Genomic DNA, 17,512 nt, shown 5'->3' with positions numbered 1-17,512 from the left:
ATTATTAAAATTTTTTTTATATTTTTAAATATATGGATATTCCAATTAAATATGATTCCAAATCAGTGGAGAAAAAAAGATATCATTATTGGATGAAAAAAAATTATTTTTCGTCTTATCCAGACGAAAGAATTCCTTATACTATAGTGATGCCTCCTCCAAATATAACTGGAATTCTTCATATAGGACATATGCTTAATAATACAATACAGGATGTTTTGATTAGATATGCTAGAATGAAAGGATATAATACTTGTTGGATTCCAGGAACGGATCACGCATCCATTGCTACGGAAGCTAAAGTAGTTCATCAATTGAAAAAAAGAGGATTATCCAAGATTTTGATAGGAAGAGAAAAATTTTTGTATCATGTTTTGGAATGGTCAAAAAAGCATAAGAACATGATTTTTGATCAACTTAAAAAATTGGGATGTTCATGCGATTGGAATCGGACTCAATTTACGATGAGTAAACAATTATCTCAATCTGTAACAAAAGTTTTCATGGATTTGTATGAAAAGGGGTATATATATAGAGATTATCATGTTGTTAATTGGGATCCAGATGCTAGGACTACTCTTTCTGATGAAGAAGTTCTTTATAAAGAACATGTTGGAAAACTTTATTATTTGAAATATAAAATCAAAGGAGAAAATAATTATGTGATTGTAGCTACGACTCGTCCTGAAACCATATTTGGTGATACAGCTATTTGTTTTCACCCAGAGGATTCCCGTTATTATCATTTGAAAGATAAATATGCTAAAATTCCAATTGTAAATAGATATATTCCAATTATACAAGATTCATATGTAGATCCAAATTTTGGAACTGGATGTTTGAAAATTACTCCGGCTCATGATAGATATGACAAAAATATAGCAGATAAACATAAATTAGATATCATAGATATTTTCAATGAAAATGCAACTTTGAATGATAAAGGACTTCATTATAAAGGAATGGATCGTTTTAAAGTAAGAAAAGAAATTATTGAGGAACTCAAAAAATTGGAAGTAATAAAAAATATAGAAAAATTTAATCATAAAGTGGGTTTTTCTGAACGAACTTTATCAGTAATAGAACAGAGATTATCTATTCAATGGTTTTTAAAAATGAAAAAAATGTCAATTCCTGCTATGGAAGCTGTAAAAAATGGAGATATTCAATTTTATCCAAAAAAATTTAAGAAAATTTATTTTAAATGGATGAGTCAAATTCGTGATTGGAATATTTCTAGACAATTATGGTGGGGACATCGTATTCCTGTCTATTATTATGGAAAAAAACTTGATGATTTTGTAGTTGCAGAAAATTTAGAAAAAGCATTAGAAAAAGCAAGACATAAAAGTAAAAATCGATATTTAAGTCACAATGAAATATGGCAGGATCCAGATGTTTTAGATACTTGGTTTTCTTCTTGGTTATTACCTTTATCTGTATTTGATGGAATTTCCCATCCTTATAATCATGAAATTTTTTATTATTATCCTACTGAAGAAATAGTGACAGGTTCAGATATATTATTTTTTTGGGTTGCACGTATGATTATGTCTGGTTTTTTATTACAAAATCATAAACCATTTAAAAGGGTTTATTTTACTGGAATTATTAGAGACTATAAAAACAATAAAATATCAAAATCATTAAATAATTCTCCAAATCCTATAGATTTAATTAATCAATATGGGGCGGATGCTATTCGTATGGGATTGATGCTTCACAATAGTGCGGGAAAGGATTTTCATTTTGAAAAAAAAATATGTTTACAAGGAAGAAACTTTTCTAATAAAATATGGAATGCTTTTCGTTTAATTCAAAGTTGGGAAGTAATAAAAAATCAAGATGTTCCTGATTCTTCTTCTCTTGCTATTCAGTGGTTAAAAAATCGTTTTTATTATATTTTGGATATTTTTGAAAACTCATTCCAAAAGTATAAATTAGATGAATCATTAATGATTTTATATAAGTTTATTTGGTACGATTTTTGTTCTTATTATCTTGAGATTATTAAACCTATTTGTGGAAATAAATTTATATCAGAAACAGTCTATTTAAATACTGTTAAATTTTTTGAAAATATATTAAAATTATTACATCCATATATGCCTTTCATATCAGAAGAAATTTGGAATCTTATTAAAAAAAGAGAGACAAAAGAAGCTCTAATTATTTCTTCTTGGCCTAAAAAAAAATTATATGATCATGATATTTTAGTTTCTTTCAGACAAGCGACTGAAATCATATCTAAAGTTCGTAATATTAGGAATCGTAATCATATTTCTCATCAAGAAAGTCTTATTTTATTTTATATGATAAAAAAAGAAAAAAAAGAGAGAAAATATGATTCCATTATATTAAAATTAGCGAATTTAGATAAAATAATTCCTGTATTAAAAGAACCCAAAAATGTCCCGTTTTTTTCTTTTTTTTTAAATACAGATCAATTTTTTTTATCCTATAAAGATGAAAAAAAATGTAATTTGAACCATCATATAGATATTGTAAAAATTGAAAATAAAATTCAATATTTGAATAATTTATTGTCTATTGTTAGAAAAAATTTATATAACAATAAATATGTGACTTCTGTATCAAAGAGTTTACTTTTTAAAGAAAGAAAAAAAGAGAATGATACACTAAATAAAATTACTAGACTCAAGGAATACTTGGAGTATTTAAAAAAAATTAGATAAAATAAATTATTACCAACTACTACTTCCACCTCCTCCTCCGAAATTTCCTCCACCTCCAAATCCATCAAAATTATCATCGTCGTCATTATGATAATTTTGATTTCTGAATAAAAAATTTGTTAAAAATAACGTGGATAATGAAACGTTTGTTGTTCTTTTTATTAAGAAGAAATAAAATAAAAAAAATATTATCAAAAAAATACTAATGTTGGTTAATAAATTCCATATGGAAAAAATTTTATTATTTTTATGTTTTTTTTGATATTTATTTTTTAAAATTTGAAATATTTCTTGAGTTCCATAATCTATAGCTTGATAATAAAGATTATTTTTTAACATAGGTTTCATTTTTTTAATAATCTTCATAGTTAGAAAATCGGTAATATAAGGCTCAATTCCGTATCCGTTTTGAATAGATATTTTTCTATCATGAATGGATAACAATATAATTATGCCATTATTTTTATGATATTTTCCAATTTTCCATTTTTCTCCCCATTTAGAAGCTAATAAATTTGGATCTTCTCCATGAAGATCCTGAATAATAGGAATTAAAATCTCTGTTGATGTAATTTTAGAATATGAAATCAGTTTTTGATTTAATTTTTCGATTTGTTTTTTGGATAAAACTCCTGCGTAGTCCTGTACAGGATATATTTTTTTTGTAAATTCAGGTACATACAATTGTCCTTGTCCAAAATTTGCACAAAATATTATCAAAATAATTAAAAGAGATCGAACAATTTTTTTCATGATTTTTTTTGAATTGATTTTATTTCAATCCATTTATTTTATTGAATCTCCTATTCATGAATAAAAATCGAATTCACCTAATTCGAAAAATCTATAATTGGAGATTTTTTTGATCCTATTTTAGATTGAAAATATCCTTTTTCTTTAAATTGAGAAAAAAAGTTTGCAATTATGATTTTTGGAAATTGGTTTCTATAAATATTGAAATTATTTACTTTTTCATTGAAACGATTTCTTTCTACATTGATACGGTTTTCTGTTCCTTCTAATTGATTTTGTAATTCATAAAAATTTTGCGTAGACTTCAAATTAGGATAATTTTCAACAATCATTAGTAATCTACTGACATAATTATTGAAGTGATCTTGTACTTTTTGAAATTTATTTATTTGATTTTGATTCAAATCATTTGTATTTATAGAAATAGAAGTCGCTTTTGCTCGAGCTTCTATGATTTGATTTAACGTATTTTTTTCAAAATTTGCTGATCCTTTTACTGTATTCACTAAATTTGGAATTAAATCAGCTCTACGTTGATAAACATTTTCTACTTGACCCCATTGTGTTTTAATATTTTCGTTAAGGTTAACTAATTGATTATATGTGTTAGTTATCCATAATATAGTTATAAATATCAAAATGAAAATGGAATAAATAGCTATCAAAAAACTTTTTTTCATACGAGAAAAAATTTTATTTTAACAAAAATTTTCTTTTAAAAAAATTTCTCTATTAGAAAAATAAAACAAACATTCTTTCAAAGCATTTTGATTATTATCAGATCCATGTATAGCGTTCTTTTCTAAAGAGGAGGCATATAAGTTTCGTATAGTTCCTTTTTTTGCATATACTGGATTCGTTTCCCCTATTAAAATTCTAAAATCTTTTACTGCATTTTCTTTTTCTAATATGACAGATACAATTGGTCCAGAAGACATAAATCTTATTAAAGATTCAAAAAATAATTTATTCTTATGTTCTGCATAAAATTTTTTAGCTGATTTTTTAGAAAGTTCTGTCATTTTTAGCGCTGCAATGTGAAACCCAGCGTGTATTATTTTACATAGAATAGGAATAACATATTCTTTTTGTACCGCATCCGGTTTTATAATCGAAAGAGTAATTTTTCCAAACATACGATCAATCATAAGTTTCGATTTTATCGAAAAAAACATTTAAAATTAAATAAAGAAATTCATAAATGAAAATTCCTGTATTTTCATATAAAAATATTATGAATTTTAACAATAAAAAATATGGTGATGATGAAGAACCCTTTTTTGAGTTTGATTCATTTCAAAAAATGGTTTTAAATGATTACAAATTAGCACGAATTAGTCGTGAAACTAGCATTTTAGGGCGTAAAGAAGTTTTAAATGGAAGAGCTAAATTTGGCATATTTGGTGATGGAAAAGAAATTCCTCAATTAGCTATGGCAAAAGTTTTTCAAAATGGAGATTATAGATCTGGATATTATCGTGATCAAACATTTATGATGGCTATTGGAGTTTTAAGTGTAAAAAGTTTTTTTTCGCAATTATACGCACATTCAGATTTAAAAGCAGAACCTGTTTCGTCTGGTAGAATGATGACAGCTCATTTTGGAACACGTTTTTTGAATGAGGATGGAAATTGGAAAAATCTTATTAAACAAAAAAATTCTAGTGCGGACATTTCTTCTACGGCAGCTCAAATGCCTAGATTATTAGGATTAGCTCAGGCTTCTAAAATTTATAAAGAACTTAAAAATTTAAAAAAAACACATAAAATGTTTTCTCATAATGGAAATGAAGTTGCGTTTGGAACTATTGGAAATGCAAGTATTTCTGAAGGATTGTTTTGGGAAACATTGAATGCTGCTTCTGTATTGCAAATTCCGATGATACTTTCTATTTGGGATGATGAATATGGAATATCTGTTCCGAATAAATATCAATTTTCAAAAAAAAATATTAGTGATCTTTTATCTGGTTTTCATAGAAATAAAAAAGAAAAAGGAATCGAAATAATTCGTGTAAATGGATCAAATTATATCGATCTCACAAAAACATATGTTATAGCGGATAAAATCGCTCGTTATGAACATGTTCCCGTTATCATACATGTTACAAATTTAACTCAACCTCAAGGACATTCTACTTCTTCTTCACATGAAAGATATAAATCAAAAGAACGTTTAGAATGGGAAATGAATAATGACGGAATCAAAAAATTTAGAGATTGGATTTTGGATTTTAGGTTTGAAATTAATCAAAAAGATTATCGTAAAATAGCTAATGCTGATTCTTTAGATAAAATAGATCTAGAAGCTAGAGAATATGTTGAAGATGAAAAAGAAAAAGCTTGGGAAGCTTTTATAAAACCTATTTTTAAAATTAAAAATGAAGTTGTAAATATTTTATGTAAAATGCAAGATACTTATACAGAAGAAAAATGGATCAATAAATATATTCAAGAATTACATAATGCAACTAAAAATTATCCTACAAAAAAATCAATATTTCGCATTGCTAAAAAAGTATTATATTTTTTATCAGAAGTTCAATTTGATACAAAAAATTGTCTAATAGAATGGATAAAAAAAAAATATCATGAAGAACAAAAAAATTATTCTTCACATTTATATAGTGTTTCGGAAAAAGCTTCTGTAAAAAAAACAGAAATTTTTCCTGTGTATAATGAGAATAACTTTAAAGTAGATGGTAGAATTATATTAAGAGAAAATTTTGATAAATTATTGGAATTACACCCTGATCTTTTAATCTTTGGAGAAGATGTGGGAAAAATAGGAGACGTGAATCAAGGACTGGAAGGTTTGCAAAAAAAATATGGAAAAATTCGTGTTTTTGATACAGGAATACGTGAAGCAACAATCCTTGGACAAGGAATAGGTCTTGCAATGCGAGGGCTTCGTCCTATAGTTGAGATCCAATACATAGACTATCTTCTATATGCTTTACAGATCATGAGTGATGATCTAGCTTGTTTACAATACAGAACAAAAGGAGGACAAAAAGCTCCTGTTATTATTAGAACAAGAGGACATCGTTTAGAAGGAATATGGCATTCTGGGTCTCCAATGGGTGGAATTATTAATTATTTAAGAGGAATTTTGGTTCTCGTTCCAAGAAATATGGTAAAAGCTGCTGGTTTTTATAATACTTTATTATCTGGAGATGATCCTGCTTTAGTTGTTGAATGTCTTAATGGATACAGAATCAAAGAACAATTACCAAATAATTTAGGTTTGTTTAGGACTCCTATTGGAATTGTAGAGAAAACAAGAAAAGGAAAAGATATTACTATGGTAACTTACGGTTCTACATGGAGAATAGTTGATGAAGCTGCAGAAGAATTATCTAATATTAATATAGATTCCGAAATAATTGATATTCAATCATTAATTCCTTTTGATTTGAAAAAAGATATTGTGAAAAGTTTACAAAAAACTAATAGATTATTGATTATAGATGAAGATGTTCCAGGAGGAGCTTCTGCTTATATTTTACAAAAAATACTAGAAGAACAAAATGGATATTATTACTTAGATAATCCTCCTGTTACGATGACAGCTCAAGAACATCGTCCTCCTTATGGATCTGATGGAGATTATTTTTCAAAACCTTCTGTTGAAAATATTGTAGAAAAAGTACTAGAAATAATACATGATAGTTAAAATACTAAGTGTTTTATTCATAATCTTTTAATAAAATATTTATATTTGTTTTACTAATGTTTGATTTATGAAAATAGAAAAAACCTTTCAATCTAGGATTGGAAAAGTAGATTTTAATAATATAGCTTTTGGAAATTTGTATTCTGATCATATGTTTTGTTCTGAATTCAAAAATGGACAATGGAAAAATTCTATTATAAAGCCTTTTGGAAATATAATGTTTTCCCCTATATCTCTTGTTTTTCATTATGGACAAGCTGTTTTTGAAGGAATGAAAGCTTACAAAGATAAAAACGAAGAAGTTTTTTTATTTCGTCCAGAAGAAAATTTTAAGAGAATAAATAGATCTGCTATTCGTTTGGAAATGCCTACGATACCAGAAAATGTTTTTATGAATGGATTAAAAAAATTAATAGATATAGATAGGGATTGGATCCCAAAAAATTATGGACAATCTTTATATATTCGTCCTTTTCTAATTGCAACCAATGGAGTTTTATCTGCTAAACCTTCTAAAGATTACATGTTTATGATAATATCTACTCCTGCAGATGTTTATTACAAACATCCCTTAAAAATTAAAATAGAAGAAAAATATAGTCGTTCTGCATCAGGTGGAGTTGGATTCACTAAAGCTGCTGGAAATTATGCTTCTTCTTTTTATCCTACTCGATTAGCAAATGAAGAAGGGTTTGATCAAATATTGTGGACAGATTCTTCTACTCATACAATGATAGAAGAATCCGGAACTATGAATGTTTTTTTTTATTTAAAAAATAAACTTATAACTCCAAAAGCTAATGATAATATATTAAGTGGAATTACCTGCAAAAGTATTATTTCTTTAGCTAAAAAAGAAGGTTTTTTTGTTGAAAAACGAAATTTAAGCGTTTCAGAAATCATAAAAGGATTTAAAACTGGGGAATTAAAAGAGGCTTTTGGTTGTGGAACTGCAGCTGTTATAAATTATTTTGAAACAATTAGTTATAAAGGAAATAATTTTTTTTTACCAAAAATTATAGAAAAAAAAAGAATATCTGTTTATTTAAAAAAAAGATTATTAGATATACAACATAATCGATCAGAAGATCCTTTTAGATGGAGAATTCAGTTAAAAAGATATAAATAAAATATTACGTCATCTATGAATGATCATTTTCAATCTATAGAGGAAATAGTAAGAGAATCCATATTTGTTTTATATAAATTAAAATTTTGTCCTGAATTAAATTTTCAATATACTAAAAAAGAATATCCAGGAGATATTACTTTGATTTTATTTTCTTTATCTAAAAAATTAAAAAAACCTGTGGAAAAAATAGGAATAGATATAGGAAATTATGTTCAAAATAAATTAAAAGGATTGATTCAATTTTCTATTATTAGAGGGTTTCTAAACTTTGTTTTTAAAGATGATTATTATGTTTATATTCTGAAAAAAATGTTAAATACAAATTTTTATAATATTAAATCTTCTTATACTAAAAAAATCATGATAGAATATTCTTCTCCTAACGCCAATAAACCCCTTCATTTAGGACATATTAGAAATATACTTATTGGATCATCTATAGCTGAAATATTAAAAACGGTTGGTTATGAAATAATAAAAATTCAAATTATTAATGATAGAGGAATACATATATGTAAATCTATGATAGCTTGGAAAAAATTTGGAAAAGGAGAAACACCTGATAGGGTTAAAATCAAAGGAGATCATTTTGTAGGAAAATATTATAATTTATTTGATAAAATTTATCATAACGAGATTCAAGAAGTATCTAAAAAAAAACCTATTCAATCTTCAATTTTTAATCAAGCTAGAGAATTATTGAAAAAATGGGAATCAGGAGATCCTGTGATCAGGACCATTTGGAAAAAGATGAATCAATGGGTTTATAATGGTTTTGAAGAAACTTATAAAAAATTGGGAATTACTTTTGATAAAATAGAGTATGAAAGTGATATCTATGAAATTGGAAAAGAAATTGTAAAAAAAGGTCTTAGAGAAGGAATTTTTTTTCAAAAACAAGATGGATCCGTTTGGATTGATTTAATTCAAGAAGGATTTGATCAAAAACTTTTGTTACGATCTGATCAAACTTCCGTATACATCACTCAAGATATTGGAACAGCTATAGAACGTTTAAAAAAATACAATGTAGACAAAATCATATATATAGTAGGAAAAGAACAAGATTATCATTTTCAAGTTCTTTTTAATATATTGAAACGTTTAGGATATATATGGATAAATAAATTGTCTCATTTATCATATGAAATGGTATATTTACCAAATGGTAGGATGAAATCTAGGGAAGGAAATGTTATAAATGCTGATAGTCTTATTTTAGAAATGTGTTCTCTTGCAAAAAAAAATTTTATAAAAAAGTATACTAAAGAAAAAAAAGAAAAACAAGAACAGGATGCTGAAATAATAGGATTAGGAGCTTTAAAATATTATTTTCTTAAAATAGATCCAAGAAAAAAAATAATTTTTCATCCTGAAAAATCCATAGATTTTAAAGGAAGAACAGGAACATATATTCAATATACTTATTCCAGGATTCGTTCTTTAGAACGAAAATTTTTCGATTTAAGTTCATTCCTTAATGATTATTGGTCAAATATAAAATTTGATGTATATGATAAAAATATGATCAAAATTCTTCAAAAATATCCATTGATTTTAAAAAAATCAGCAATTCATTTAAATCCTTCTTTAATTGCAAATTATATTTATGAAGTATCTAAAACTTTTAACCACCTTTATCAAAATAAAAAATTAATAGATCCTTTAAACATAATTCATAGCAATATTTGCATGAATATTATTCATGTAACAGGAAATATTTTAAAATCTGGTATGAATTTACTAGGTATTAAAATGCTTGATCGTATGTAAATAATAAAATATATACTTATGTTTGAACATTTACAAAATAAATTATCTGAAGCTCTTCATATTTTGAAGGGACACGATAGAATTACAAAAATTAATATAGCATCTTCTTTAAAAGAAATTGGACGAGCGTTGATCGATGCGGATGTTAACTATAAAATTGTTCGAAATTTTATTAGAAAAGTTCAAGAAAAATCTATTGGGAAAAAAGTACTTACTTCTTTGAATCCAAAGCAATTGATTATAAAAATAGTATATGACGAATTAGTTTCTCTTATGGGAGAAAAAAGTGTAGAAATGAATCTTTCTAATAATCCTTCTGTTATTTTAATTTGTGGATTACAAGGAAGTGGAAAAACTTCTTTTTCCTCTAAACTTGCTTTTTTTTTAAAAAAAAAAAATAAATATCCTTTACTGGTTGCTGCAGACATTTATCGTCCTGCAGCAGTAGATCAACTAAAATTGATTGCAGAAAAAGTAAATATTCCTGTTTTTTCTTTAGAAAGTAAAAATGTTATAGAAATAGTGGATCAATCTATTCTTTATGCTTCGAAAAAAAAAAGAAATGTAATTATTATTGATACAGCTGGAAGACTCGCGATAGATCAAATTATGATGGAAGAAATCAAAAAAATAAATCAATTATCTAAACCAGATGAAGTTTTATTTGTTGTAGATGCGATGACAGGACAAGACGCTATAAATACAGCTCAATCTTTTTCAAAAGTGTTAAATTTTAATGGAATTGTAATTACAAAATTAGATGGAGATAGTAGAGGAGGTGTTGCTATCACAATGTCTAGTGTCGTGAAAAAACCTATAAAGTTTATTAGTAATGGAGAAAAAATAGAAGATTTAGAAGTTTTTCATCCAGAAAGAATAGCTAATAGGATATTAGGTATGGGGGATATAGTTTCTTTAGTTGAAAAAGTACAAGAACAATTTGATGAAAAAAAGACTAAAAAAATTTATCAAAAAATTTCAAAAAATCGTTTTGATTTTAATGATTTATTAGAGCAGATTCAACAAATCAAGAAAATAGGAAATATAAAAAATATTATTTCAATGATTCCTGGAATCAATAATTATTTTTCTTTTTCTGGGAATCAGAAAGATTCTTTAAAAAAAATAGAAGCTATTATTGATTCTATGACTCCTTATGAAAGGAATCATCCTAAAATTATTACTGATATGAGTATAAAAAGGAAAAGAAAAATATCTAAAGGATCTGGTACAACATTGAATGATATAGATCTTTTTTTTAAACAATTTCATGATATGAATAAAATCATGAAAAAAATTCATGCTCATTCAGGAAAAAAAATTGTAAAAGATTTTATATATCAAATGATTAATAAAAAAAATAATATATAATTTCAATTATAATTTTCTTTTATTGAAAATATTTTTAATTTTGTTCATTTAATATTTTAAAAATCCCAATGCAATCGTATATTCCATTTGAAATTTGATATGATTGAAACATGATGAAAGGTTTTTTAAATAGAGATAGGTTTTTGGACATTTTAAGAAATGTAAATATTTGGGATGTTATTATTATTGGAGGAGGAGCTACAGGATTAGGAATAGCTTTAGATTCTTCTTCCAGAGGATATAAAACTCTTCTATTGGAACAGTCTGATTTTTCTAAAGCGACTTCTAGTCGAAGTACAAAATTAGTTCATGGAGGAATCCGATATTTAGCTCAAGGAAATATAAGATTAGTTTATGAAGCATTACGAGAAAGAGGTTTTTTACTAAAAAATGCACCTCATTTAGTTAAAAAACAGAAATTTATTATTCCAGTATTCAATTGGAGAATGGGTATTATGTACTGGACTGGATTAAAATTGTATGAATGGCTATCTGGTTCTTTAAGTTTTGGAAAATCTAGGTTTTTATCTAAATATGAAATAGTCAAAATTTTTCCAGAAATTAAAAGTAAAGAGTTGAAAGGAGGTATTTTATATTATGATGGACAGTTTGATGATTCACGTTTAGCTATAAATTTAGCTCAAACTTGTGTTCAAAAAGGTGGAATATTATTCAACTATTTTCAAGTTAAAAGTTTACTAAAAAAAGTTGAAAATAAAATTTCTGGAGTTGTAGCTTGTGATCTTGAAACTAAAAAAGAATATTCTATTTATTCAAAAATAGTAATAAACGCTACTGGAGTTTTTTCTGATTCTATTTTAAGAATGGATGAATCTGCATGTCCTGTTTTCATAAAACCGAGTCAAGGAACACATATTGTATTAGATAAATCTTTCTTCAGTAGTTCGAATGCTATAGTAATTCCAAAAACTCAGGATGGAAGAGTATTATTTTGTGTTCCATGGTATGATCATGTTTTAGTAGGAACTACAGATACTTTTTTAGAAAAAAGTGTTCTTGAACCAAAACCTTTAGAAGAAGAAATTGATTTTATATTACAAACTTTTAATAAATATTTTGTACTTCATACAAAAAAAAGTGATATATTGAGTGCTTTCTCTGGATTGCGTCCTCTTTTTATTCCTCATAATTCTTGTTCTTATGATCCTACTAAAACTAAAGATATTTCTAGATCTCATAAACTGATGATTAGTTCTTCTGGACTAATTACTATTATAGGCGGAAAATGGACTACATATAGAAAAATGGCAGAAGATACTGTCAATAAAGCTATTGAAATAGGAAAATTGAATAAAAGACCTTCTGTTACAAAGGATCTTAAAATTTATGGATCCCATTCTTCATATTCTTCGTATAAAAGTAAAAATCATTATTGGAATAAATATGGAGAAGATGAATATCATATAAAAAAATTAATTGAGGAAAATCCGTTGTTGGGAGTTTCTTTGATTCCACAAGATTTTTATTATTATACCGAAGCAGAAGTAGTTTGGATGGTTCGTAATGAAATGGCGAGAACAATTGAAGATGTTTTGGCGAGAAGGTTTCGTTTATTATTTTTAAACGCTAAAAAAGCAATAGATATAGCACCCAGAGTAGCTGCATTAATGGCTAAAGAGCTTTCTAGAGATAAAAAATGGGAACAATCACAAGTAGCTGATTTTAAAAAACTAGCTATGCGATACTATTATCCAGTAGTTTAATAGTAGAAAAGTTATTATATGTTTATGAAAAAATATGTGTTATCATTAGATCAGGGAACTACCAGTTCTCGAGCTATTATTTTTGATAAAATTGGAAATATTATTTCCATAGCTCAAAGAGAATTTACACAAATTTATCCTCATCCTGGATGGGTAGAACACAATGCAGAAGAAATATGGTCAACGCAAGCTTCAGTTGCTTTAGAAGCTGTTTTAAAGGGAAATTTAGAAGGTGAAAATATTATATCTATAGGAATAACTAATCAAAGAGAAACCACTGTTGTATGGGACAGAAAAACGGGAGAACCTATTTTTAATGCTATAGTATGGCAAGATAGACGTACAATAAAATATTGTGATCAAATTAAAAAAGAAGGATTAACCGAAATGATTCGAAAAAAAACAGGATTGATTATAGATCCTTATTTTTCCGCTACAAAAATTAAATGGATATTAGAAAACGTTCCTGGGGCAAAGAAAAAAGCTTATTCTGGATCTTTAGCATTTGGAACAATAGATTCATGGTTAATATGGAATTTAACCGGTAAAGAAATTCATGTAACAGATGTTACTAATGCTTCTCGCACCATGTTATTTAATATTCACACGCTTAGTTGGGATCAAGAGTTGATAGATTTATTTAATATTCCAGTAAATATGCTTCCAGAAGTAAAATCCTCTAGTGAAATTTTTGGTTATACAACAGGACATATTCTATCACATAAAATCCCAATATCTGGGATTGCTGGAGATCAACAAGCAGCTCTTTTTGGTCAAATGTGTACTAAAATTGGAATGGTGAAAAATACTTATGGAACAGGATGTTTTATGTTAATGAATGTAGGGGATCATCCTGTTTTTTCTCAAAATAATTTAATTACTACTGTTGCTTGGAAAATTAAGAATCAAGTTCAATATGCGTTAGAAGGAAGTGTTTTTATTGCAGGAGCTGTTGTTCAATGGCTTAGAGATGGATTGGGACTTCTTTTATCTTCTAATGAAGCGGAAATATTAGCTTCTTCAGTAGATAATACAGAAGGGTTATATATGGTTCCAGCTTTTTCAGGTTTAGGTGCTCCTTATTGGGATCAAAAAGCTAGAGGAACAATTGTGGGTATAACAAGAGGAACTTCTTCGGCTCATTTTGTTCGAGCAGCATTAGAAAGTATTGCTTTTCAAAATATGGATGTACTGAAAGCTATGGAAGCTGATTCTGGAATTTTGATAAAAGAACTTCGTGTAGATGGAGGTGCCACGGTAAATAAATTATTAATGCAATTTCAATCTGATATTTTAAATGTGAAAGTTGTTAAATCTAAAATTTCAGAACTCACAGCTGCTGGAGCGGCTTATTTAGCCGGATTAGCTGTTAATTATTGGAATAGTCTTGAAGAAATTCAAGATAAATGGCAATTGGAACAGGTTTTTAAACCAAAAAGAATGTCTAGTAGATTGGAACGAATTCAAGGATGGAAAAAAGCAATCAAAACAACTCGTTCTTGGTCTAGTCAAATAAAATAAATAACAAAAAAAAGAAAAATAAAATGACAAAAATATGTGCAGAAATCATAGGTACAATGATTTTAGTATTTTTAGGAAATGGAGTAGTTGCAAATGTTATTTTATCGAAAACTAAAGGTCATAGTAAAAATATAGATATAGGATGGTTAACCATTGCTATAGGATGGGCATTAGCTGTTTTTATGGGAGTAACAGTTTCTGCTCCTTATAGTGGAGCTCATTTAAATCCTTGTGTAACAATAAGTTTTGCCATGATTGGAAAATTTAGTTGGGAAATGGTCCCCTTTTATATTTTTTCTCAATTCATTGGAGCTATGTTAGGATCTTTATTTGTATGGTTTTTATACAAAGATCATTTTTTTGAAACTCAAGAAAAACAAGATAAATTATCTGTTTTTGTAACTATTCCTTCTATAAAAAATTTATTTTCTAATTTTTTAAGTGAAGTATTAGCTACTTTTATTTTTATATTCATTTTTTTGTATCTCTCTACAGAAGGAACTCTTCTTTTTAAAGAAGAAAAATATCCTATAGGTTTAGGATCTTTAGGAGCACTTCCTTCTGCTTTGGTCGTGTTAGGAATTATTTTGTCTTTAGGAGGATCCACAGGAGCTGCTATCAATCCCGTTCGGGATTTAGGTCCAAGAATCATATATTCCATTATTCCGATTCCTGGAAAAGGAAAAAGTAACTGGGATTATGCTTTGATTCCAATACTTGGTCCTATTGTAGGAAGTATAATAGCCGCTACATTATATTTATTTTTATCATCATAAAATAAAAAATTTGTAACTTATTTTTATGGGTCAAGACAAGTCAGTTCCTTTTTTAAAAAAGGAGGAGTATTCTCCTAATATAGATCATAGAAAAATAGGTAAAAAACTGAAATTTTTTGTTTTTTCTGATAGAGTGGGAACTGGATTACCTTTATGGTTACCGAGAGGAACAATTTTTAGAAAAAATTTAGAAGAATTTTTAACTGATGTTCAAAAAAAGTCAGGATACGAGATGGTTGTGACTCCACATATTGGGCATAAAAAATTGTATGTAAAAAGTGGTCATTGGAGTAAATATGGAAAAGATCATTTTAAACCCATTCACAGTCCTCATAAAGAAAAAAAAGAGGAGTTTCTTTTAAAACCGATGAACTGTCCTCATCATTGTGAAATTTATCGTTCTCAAGAATGGTCCTATCGTGATCTTCCAAAACGTTTTGCAGAGTTTGGAACAGTTTATCGTTATGAACAAAGTGGAGAACTTCATGGATTAACTAGAGTGAGATGTTTTACTCAAGATGATGCGCATATTTTTTGTACTCAAGATCAATTGTTAGAAGAATTTAAGAAAGTAATTAATTTAGTTTTTTATGTTTTTCGTTCTCTAGGTTTTTTAACATATACAATCAGAATATCTCTTAGGGATCCTAAAAAAATAGATGATTATATAGGATCAGAAAGAAATTGGGAAAAAGCTGAAAAAGCTATATTACAAATAGTAAAAGAAGAAAAAATAGAATCATCTATTAATTATGGAGAAGCAGCTTTTTATGGACCAAAATTAGATTTTATGATTAAAGATTCTTTAGGAAGAAGTTGGCAACTTGGAACAATTCAAGTAGATTATAATCTACCTGAAAGATTTGATTTATATTATAAAGGAAAAAATAATGAAAAATGTCGTCCTGTGATGATCCATAGAGCTCCTTTAGGATCATTAGAACGTATGATTGCTATCATGATAGAACATACAAAAGGAAATCTTCCATTGTGGTTAGTTCCCAATCAAGCCGTTATACTTCCTATAAGTGACAAATACATAATTTATGCAAAAAAAATTCTAAATTTAATGCTAGATTATAACATTCGTGTGTTTATTGATAATAGAAATGAAAAAATTAATAAAAAAATTAGAGATTCTGAAGAAAATAAGATTCCTTACATGGTCATTTTGGGAAATAAAGAGGAAAAAAATAAAATGATGTCATTACGACGTCATGGATTCGGACATTTAGGAGTATTTTCTATCTTCAATGGAATAGAATCTATTTTGAATGAAACAAATAAATTTAAAAACTAAAACTATAAAGCTATGATAAAAAAAAAATTTTCAAGAGGTAATAAAAGAAATAGAATATACCGGCCATTTTTACAAAAAAAAGAAGAACATCGTATCAATGATAGTATTGATACACCAAAAGTTCGTTTAGTTGGAGCTTCCTTTATAGAAAATGGGATTTACTCTATACAAGAAGCTATTCAGTTTTCTAGAGAAAGAGAACTAGATTTGGTTGAAATTAATCCTAAATTGAATCCTCCAGTGTGTAAAATACTGGATTATAAAAAATTTCTGTATGAACAAAAAAAAAGAAAAAAACAATTTAAAGCTAAACAAATCAAAGTTAATACTAAAGAAATTAGATTTGGCCCGCAAATTGGAGATCATGATGGAAAAGTTAAGATTAAAAGTGCAGAGAAATTTTTAATGCGAGGAGATAAAGTGAAAGTATTTGTTTTTTTTAAAGGACGTTCTATAGTATACAAAGATCAAGGTAAAATTAAATTATTAAAATTTGCAGAAGAAATTGAAGAATATGGAAAAGTAGAGCAAATGCCTATCATGGAAGGAAAGAGAATGTATATGATATTAGCCCCAAAAAAATTTTAACGTTATAATTATGCCTAAATTAAAAACAAAATCAGGATCAAAAAAAAGATTTAAAAAAACAGCTAATGGATATATAAAAAGAAAACATGCATTTAAGAATCATTTGTTAACTAAAAAATCTAAAAGAAGAAAACGAAATCTTTCTGTTTTCACTTTATTAAATAGATCAGATCAAAAAAATATAAAACTACAAATTTAAAAA

General features: G+C 26.9%; 14 protein-coding genes. 11 read left to right on the top strand and 3 right to left on the bottom strand.

Going from position 1 to position 17,512, the window contains the following annotated elements; translation table 11 throughout:
* Positions 1 to 32 precede the first annotated feature (32 nt).
* A complete protein-coding gene (locus tag BGIGA_RS00930; protein WP_014726508.1) occupies positions 33 to 2,696 on the top strand; it encodes a valine--tRNA ligase in 2,664 nt (887 codons plus the stop codon).
* Positions 2,697 to 2,705: 9 nt separating this feature from the next.
* On the opposite strand, the gene BGIGA_RS00925 is transcribed toward BGIGA_RS00930, so the two are convergent.
* The 3 genes from BGIGA_RS00925 to ndk all read right to left on the bottom strand — a co-directional run bounded on the left by BGIGA_RS00925 (position 2,706) and on the right by ndk (position 4,597).
* Positions 2,706 to 3,449, bottom strand: a complete 744-nt coding sequence (locus BGIGA_RS00925; RefSeq protein ID WP_014726507.1) for a YgcG family protein — start codon at positions 3,447 to 3,449, stop codon at positions 2,706 to 2,708.
* Positions 3,450 to 3,526: 77 nt separating this feature from the next.
* Entirely contained in the window at positions 3,527 to 4,129 is a 603-nt protein-coding gene (locus BGIGA_RS00920) for a LemA family protein (protein WP_014726506.1), read from the bottom strand.
* Positions 4,130 to 4,147: 18 nt separating this feature from the next.
* On the bottom strand, positions 4,148 to 4,597 hold the full coding sequence (ndk, locus tag BGIGA_RS00915) for a nucleoside-diphosphate kinase (RefSeq protein WP_014726505.1): 450 nt from the start codon (positions 4,595 to 4,597) through the stop codon (positions 4,148 to 4,150).
* Positions 4,598 to 4,683: 86 nt separating this feature from the next.
* Here ndk and BGIGA_RS00910 point away from each other — a divergent pair, with 86 nt between their 5' ends.
* From BGIGA_RS00910 to rpmI, 10 genes are all read left to right on the top strand, one after another.
* The gene (locus tag BGIGA_RS00910; RefSeq protein ID WP_041178372.1) at positions 4,684 to 7,125 is read left to right on the top strand and encodes a thiamine pyrophosphate-dependent enzyme; all 2,442 of its coding nucleotides are present in this window, start codon (positions 4,684 to 4,686) and stop codon (positions 7,123 to 7,125) included.
* A 67-nt stretch (positions 7,126 to 7,192) separates the two neighbouring features.
* On the top strand, positions 7,193 to 8,254 hold the full coding sequence (locus tag BGIGA_RS00905) for a branched-chain amino acid aminotransferase (RefSeq protein ID WP_014726503.1): 1,062 nt from the start codon (positions 7,193 to 7,195) through the stop codon (positions 8,252 to 8,254).
* Positions 8,255 to 8,269: 15 nt separating this feature from the next.
* Positions 8,270 to 10,030 (top strand): arginine--tRNA ligase, encoded by a 1,761-nt coding sequence (argS, locus tag BGIGA_RS00900; RefSeq protein WP_014726502.1) that lies wholly within the window; start codon positions 8,270 to 8,272, stop codon positions 10,028 to 10,030.
* A gap of 18 nt (positions 10,031 to 10,048) precedes the next feature.
* On the top strand, positions 10,049 to 11,401 hold the full coding sequence (ffh, locus tag BGIGA_RS00895; protein ID WP_014726501.1) for a signal recognition particle protein: 1,353 nt from the start codon (positions 10,049 to 10,051) through the stop codon (positions 11,399 to 11,401).
* Between the two features lie 110 nt (positions 11,402 to 11,511).
* Complete coding sequence (locus BGIGA_RS00890; protein ID WP_014726500.1) at positions 11,512 to 13,125, top strand: glycerol-3-phosphate dehydrogenase/oxidase; 1,614 nt, start codon at positions 11,512 to 11,514, stop codon at positions 13,123 to 13,125.
* A gap of 18 nt (positions 13,126 to 13,143) precedes the next feature.
* Complete coding sequence (gene glpK, locus BGIGA_RS00885) at positions 13,144 to 14,646, top strand: glycerol kinase GlpK (protein WP_014726499.1); 1,503 nt, start codon at positions 13,144 to 13,146, stop codon at positions 14,644 to 14,646.
* Between the two features lie 23 nt (positions 14,647 to 14,669).
* Positions 14,670 to 15,422, top strand: a complete 753-nt coding sequence (locus BGIGA_RS00880) for an MIP/aquaporin family protein (protein WP_014726498.1) — start codon at positions 14,670 to 14,672, stop codon at positions 15,420 to 15,422.
* A 25-nt stretch (positions 15,423 to 15,447) separates the two neighbouring features.
* Positions 15,448 to 16,722, top strand: a complete 1,275-nt coding sequence (gene thrS, locus BGIGA_RS00875) for a threonine--tRNA ligase (protein ID WP_014726497.1) — start codon at positions 15,448 to 15,450, stop codon at positions 16,720 to 16,722.
* 12 nt (positions 16,723 to 16,734) lie between these two features.
* Complete coding sequence (gene infC, locus BGIGA_RS00870; RefSeq protein ID WP_014726496.1) at positions 16,735 to 17,310, top strand: translation initiation factor IF-3; 576 nt, start codon at positions 16,735 to 16,737, stop codon at positions 17,308 to 17,310.
* Positions 17,311 to 17,320: 10 nt separating this feature from the next.
* Entirely contained in the window at positions 17,321 to 17,509 is a 189-nt protein-coding gene (gene rpmI, locus BGIGA_RS00865; protein ID WP_014726495.1) for a 50S ribosomal protein L35, read from the top strand.
* Positions 17,510 to 17,512 lie beyond the last annotated feature (3 nt).

This window comes from Blattabacterium sp. (Blaberus giganteus), assembly GCF_000262715.1.
Taxonomy (GTDB): Bacteria; Bacteroidota; Bacteroidia; order Flavobacteriales; family Blattabacteriaceae; genus Blattabacterium.
The sequence above is the reverse complement of the archived record's forward strand: the minus strand, read 5'-3'. Positions and strand labels throughout refer to the sequence as shown.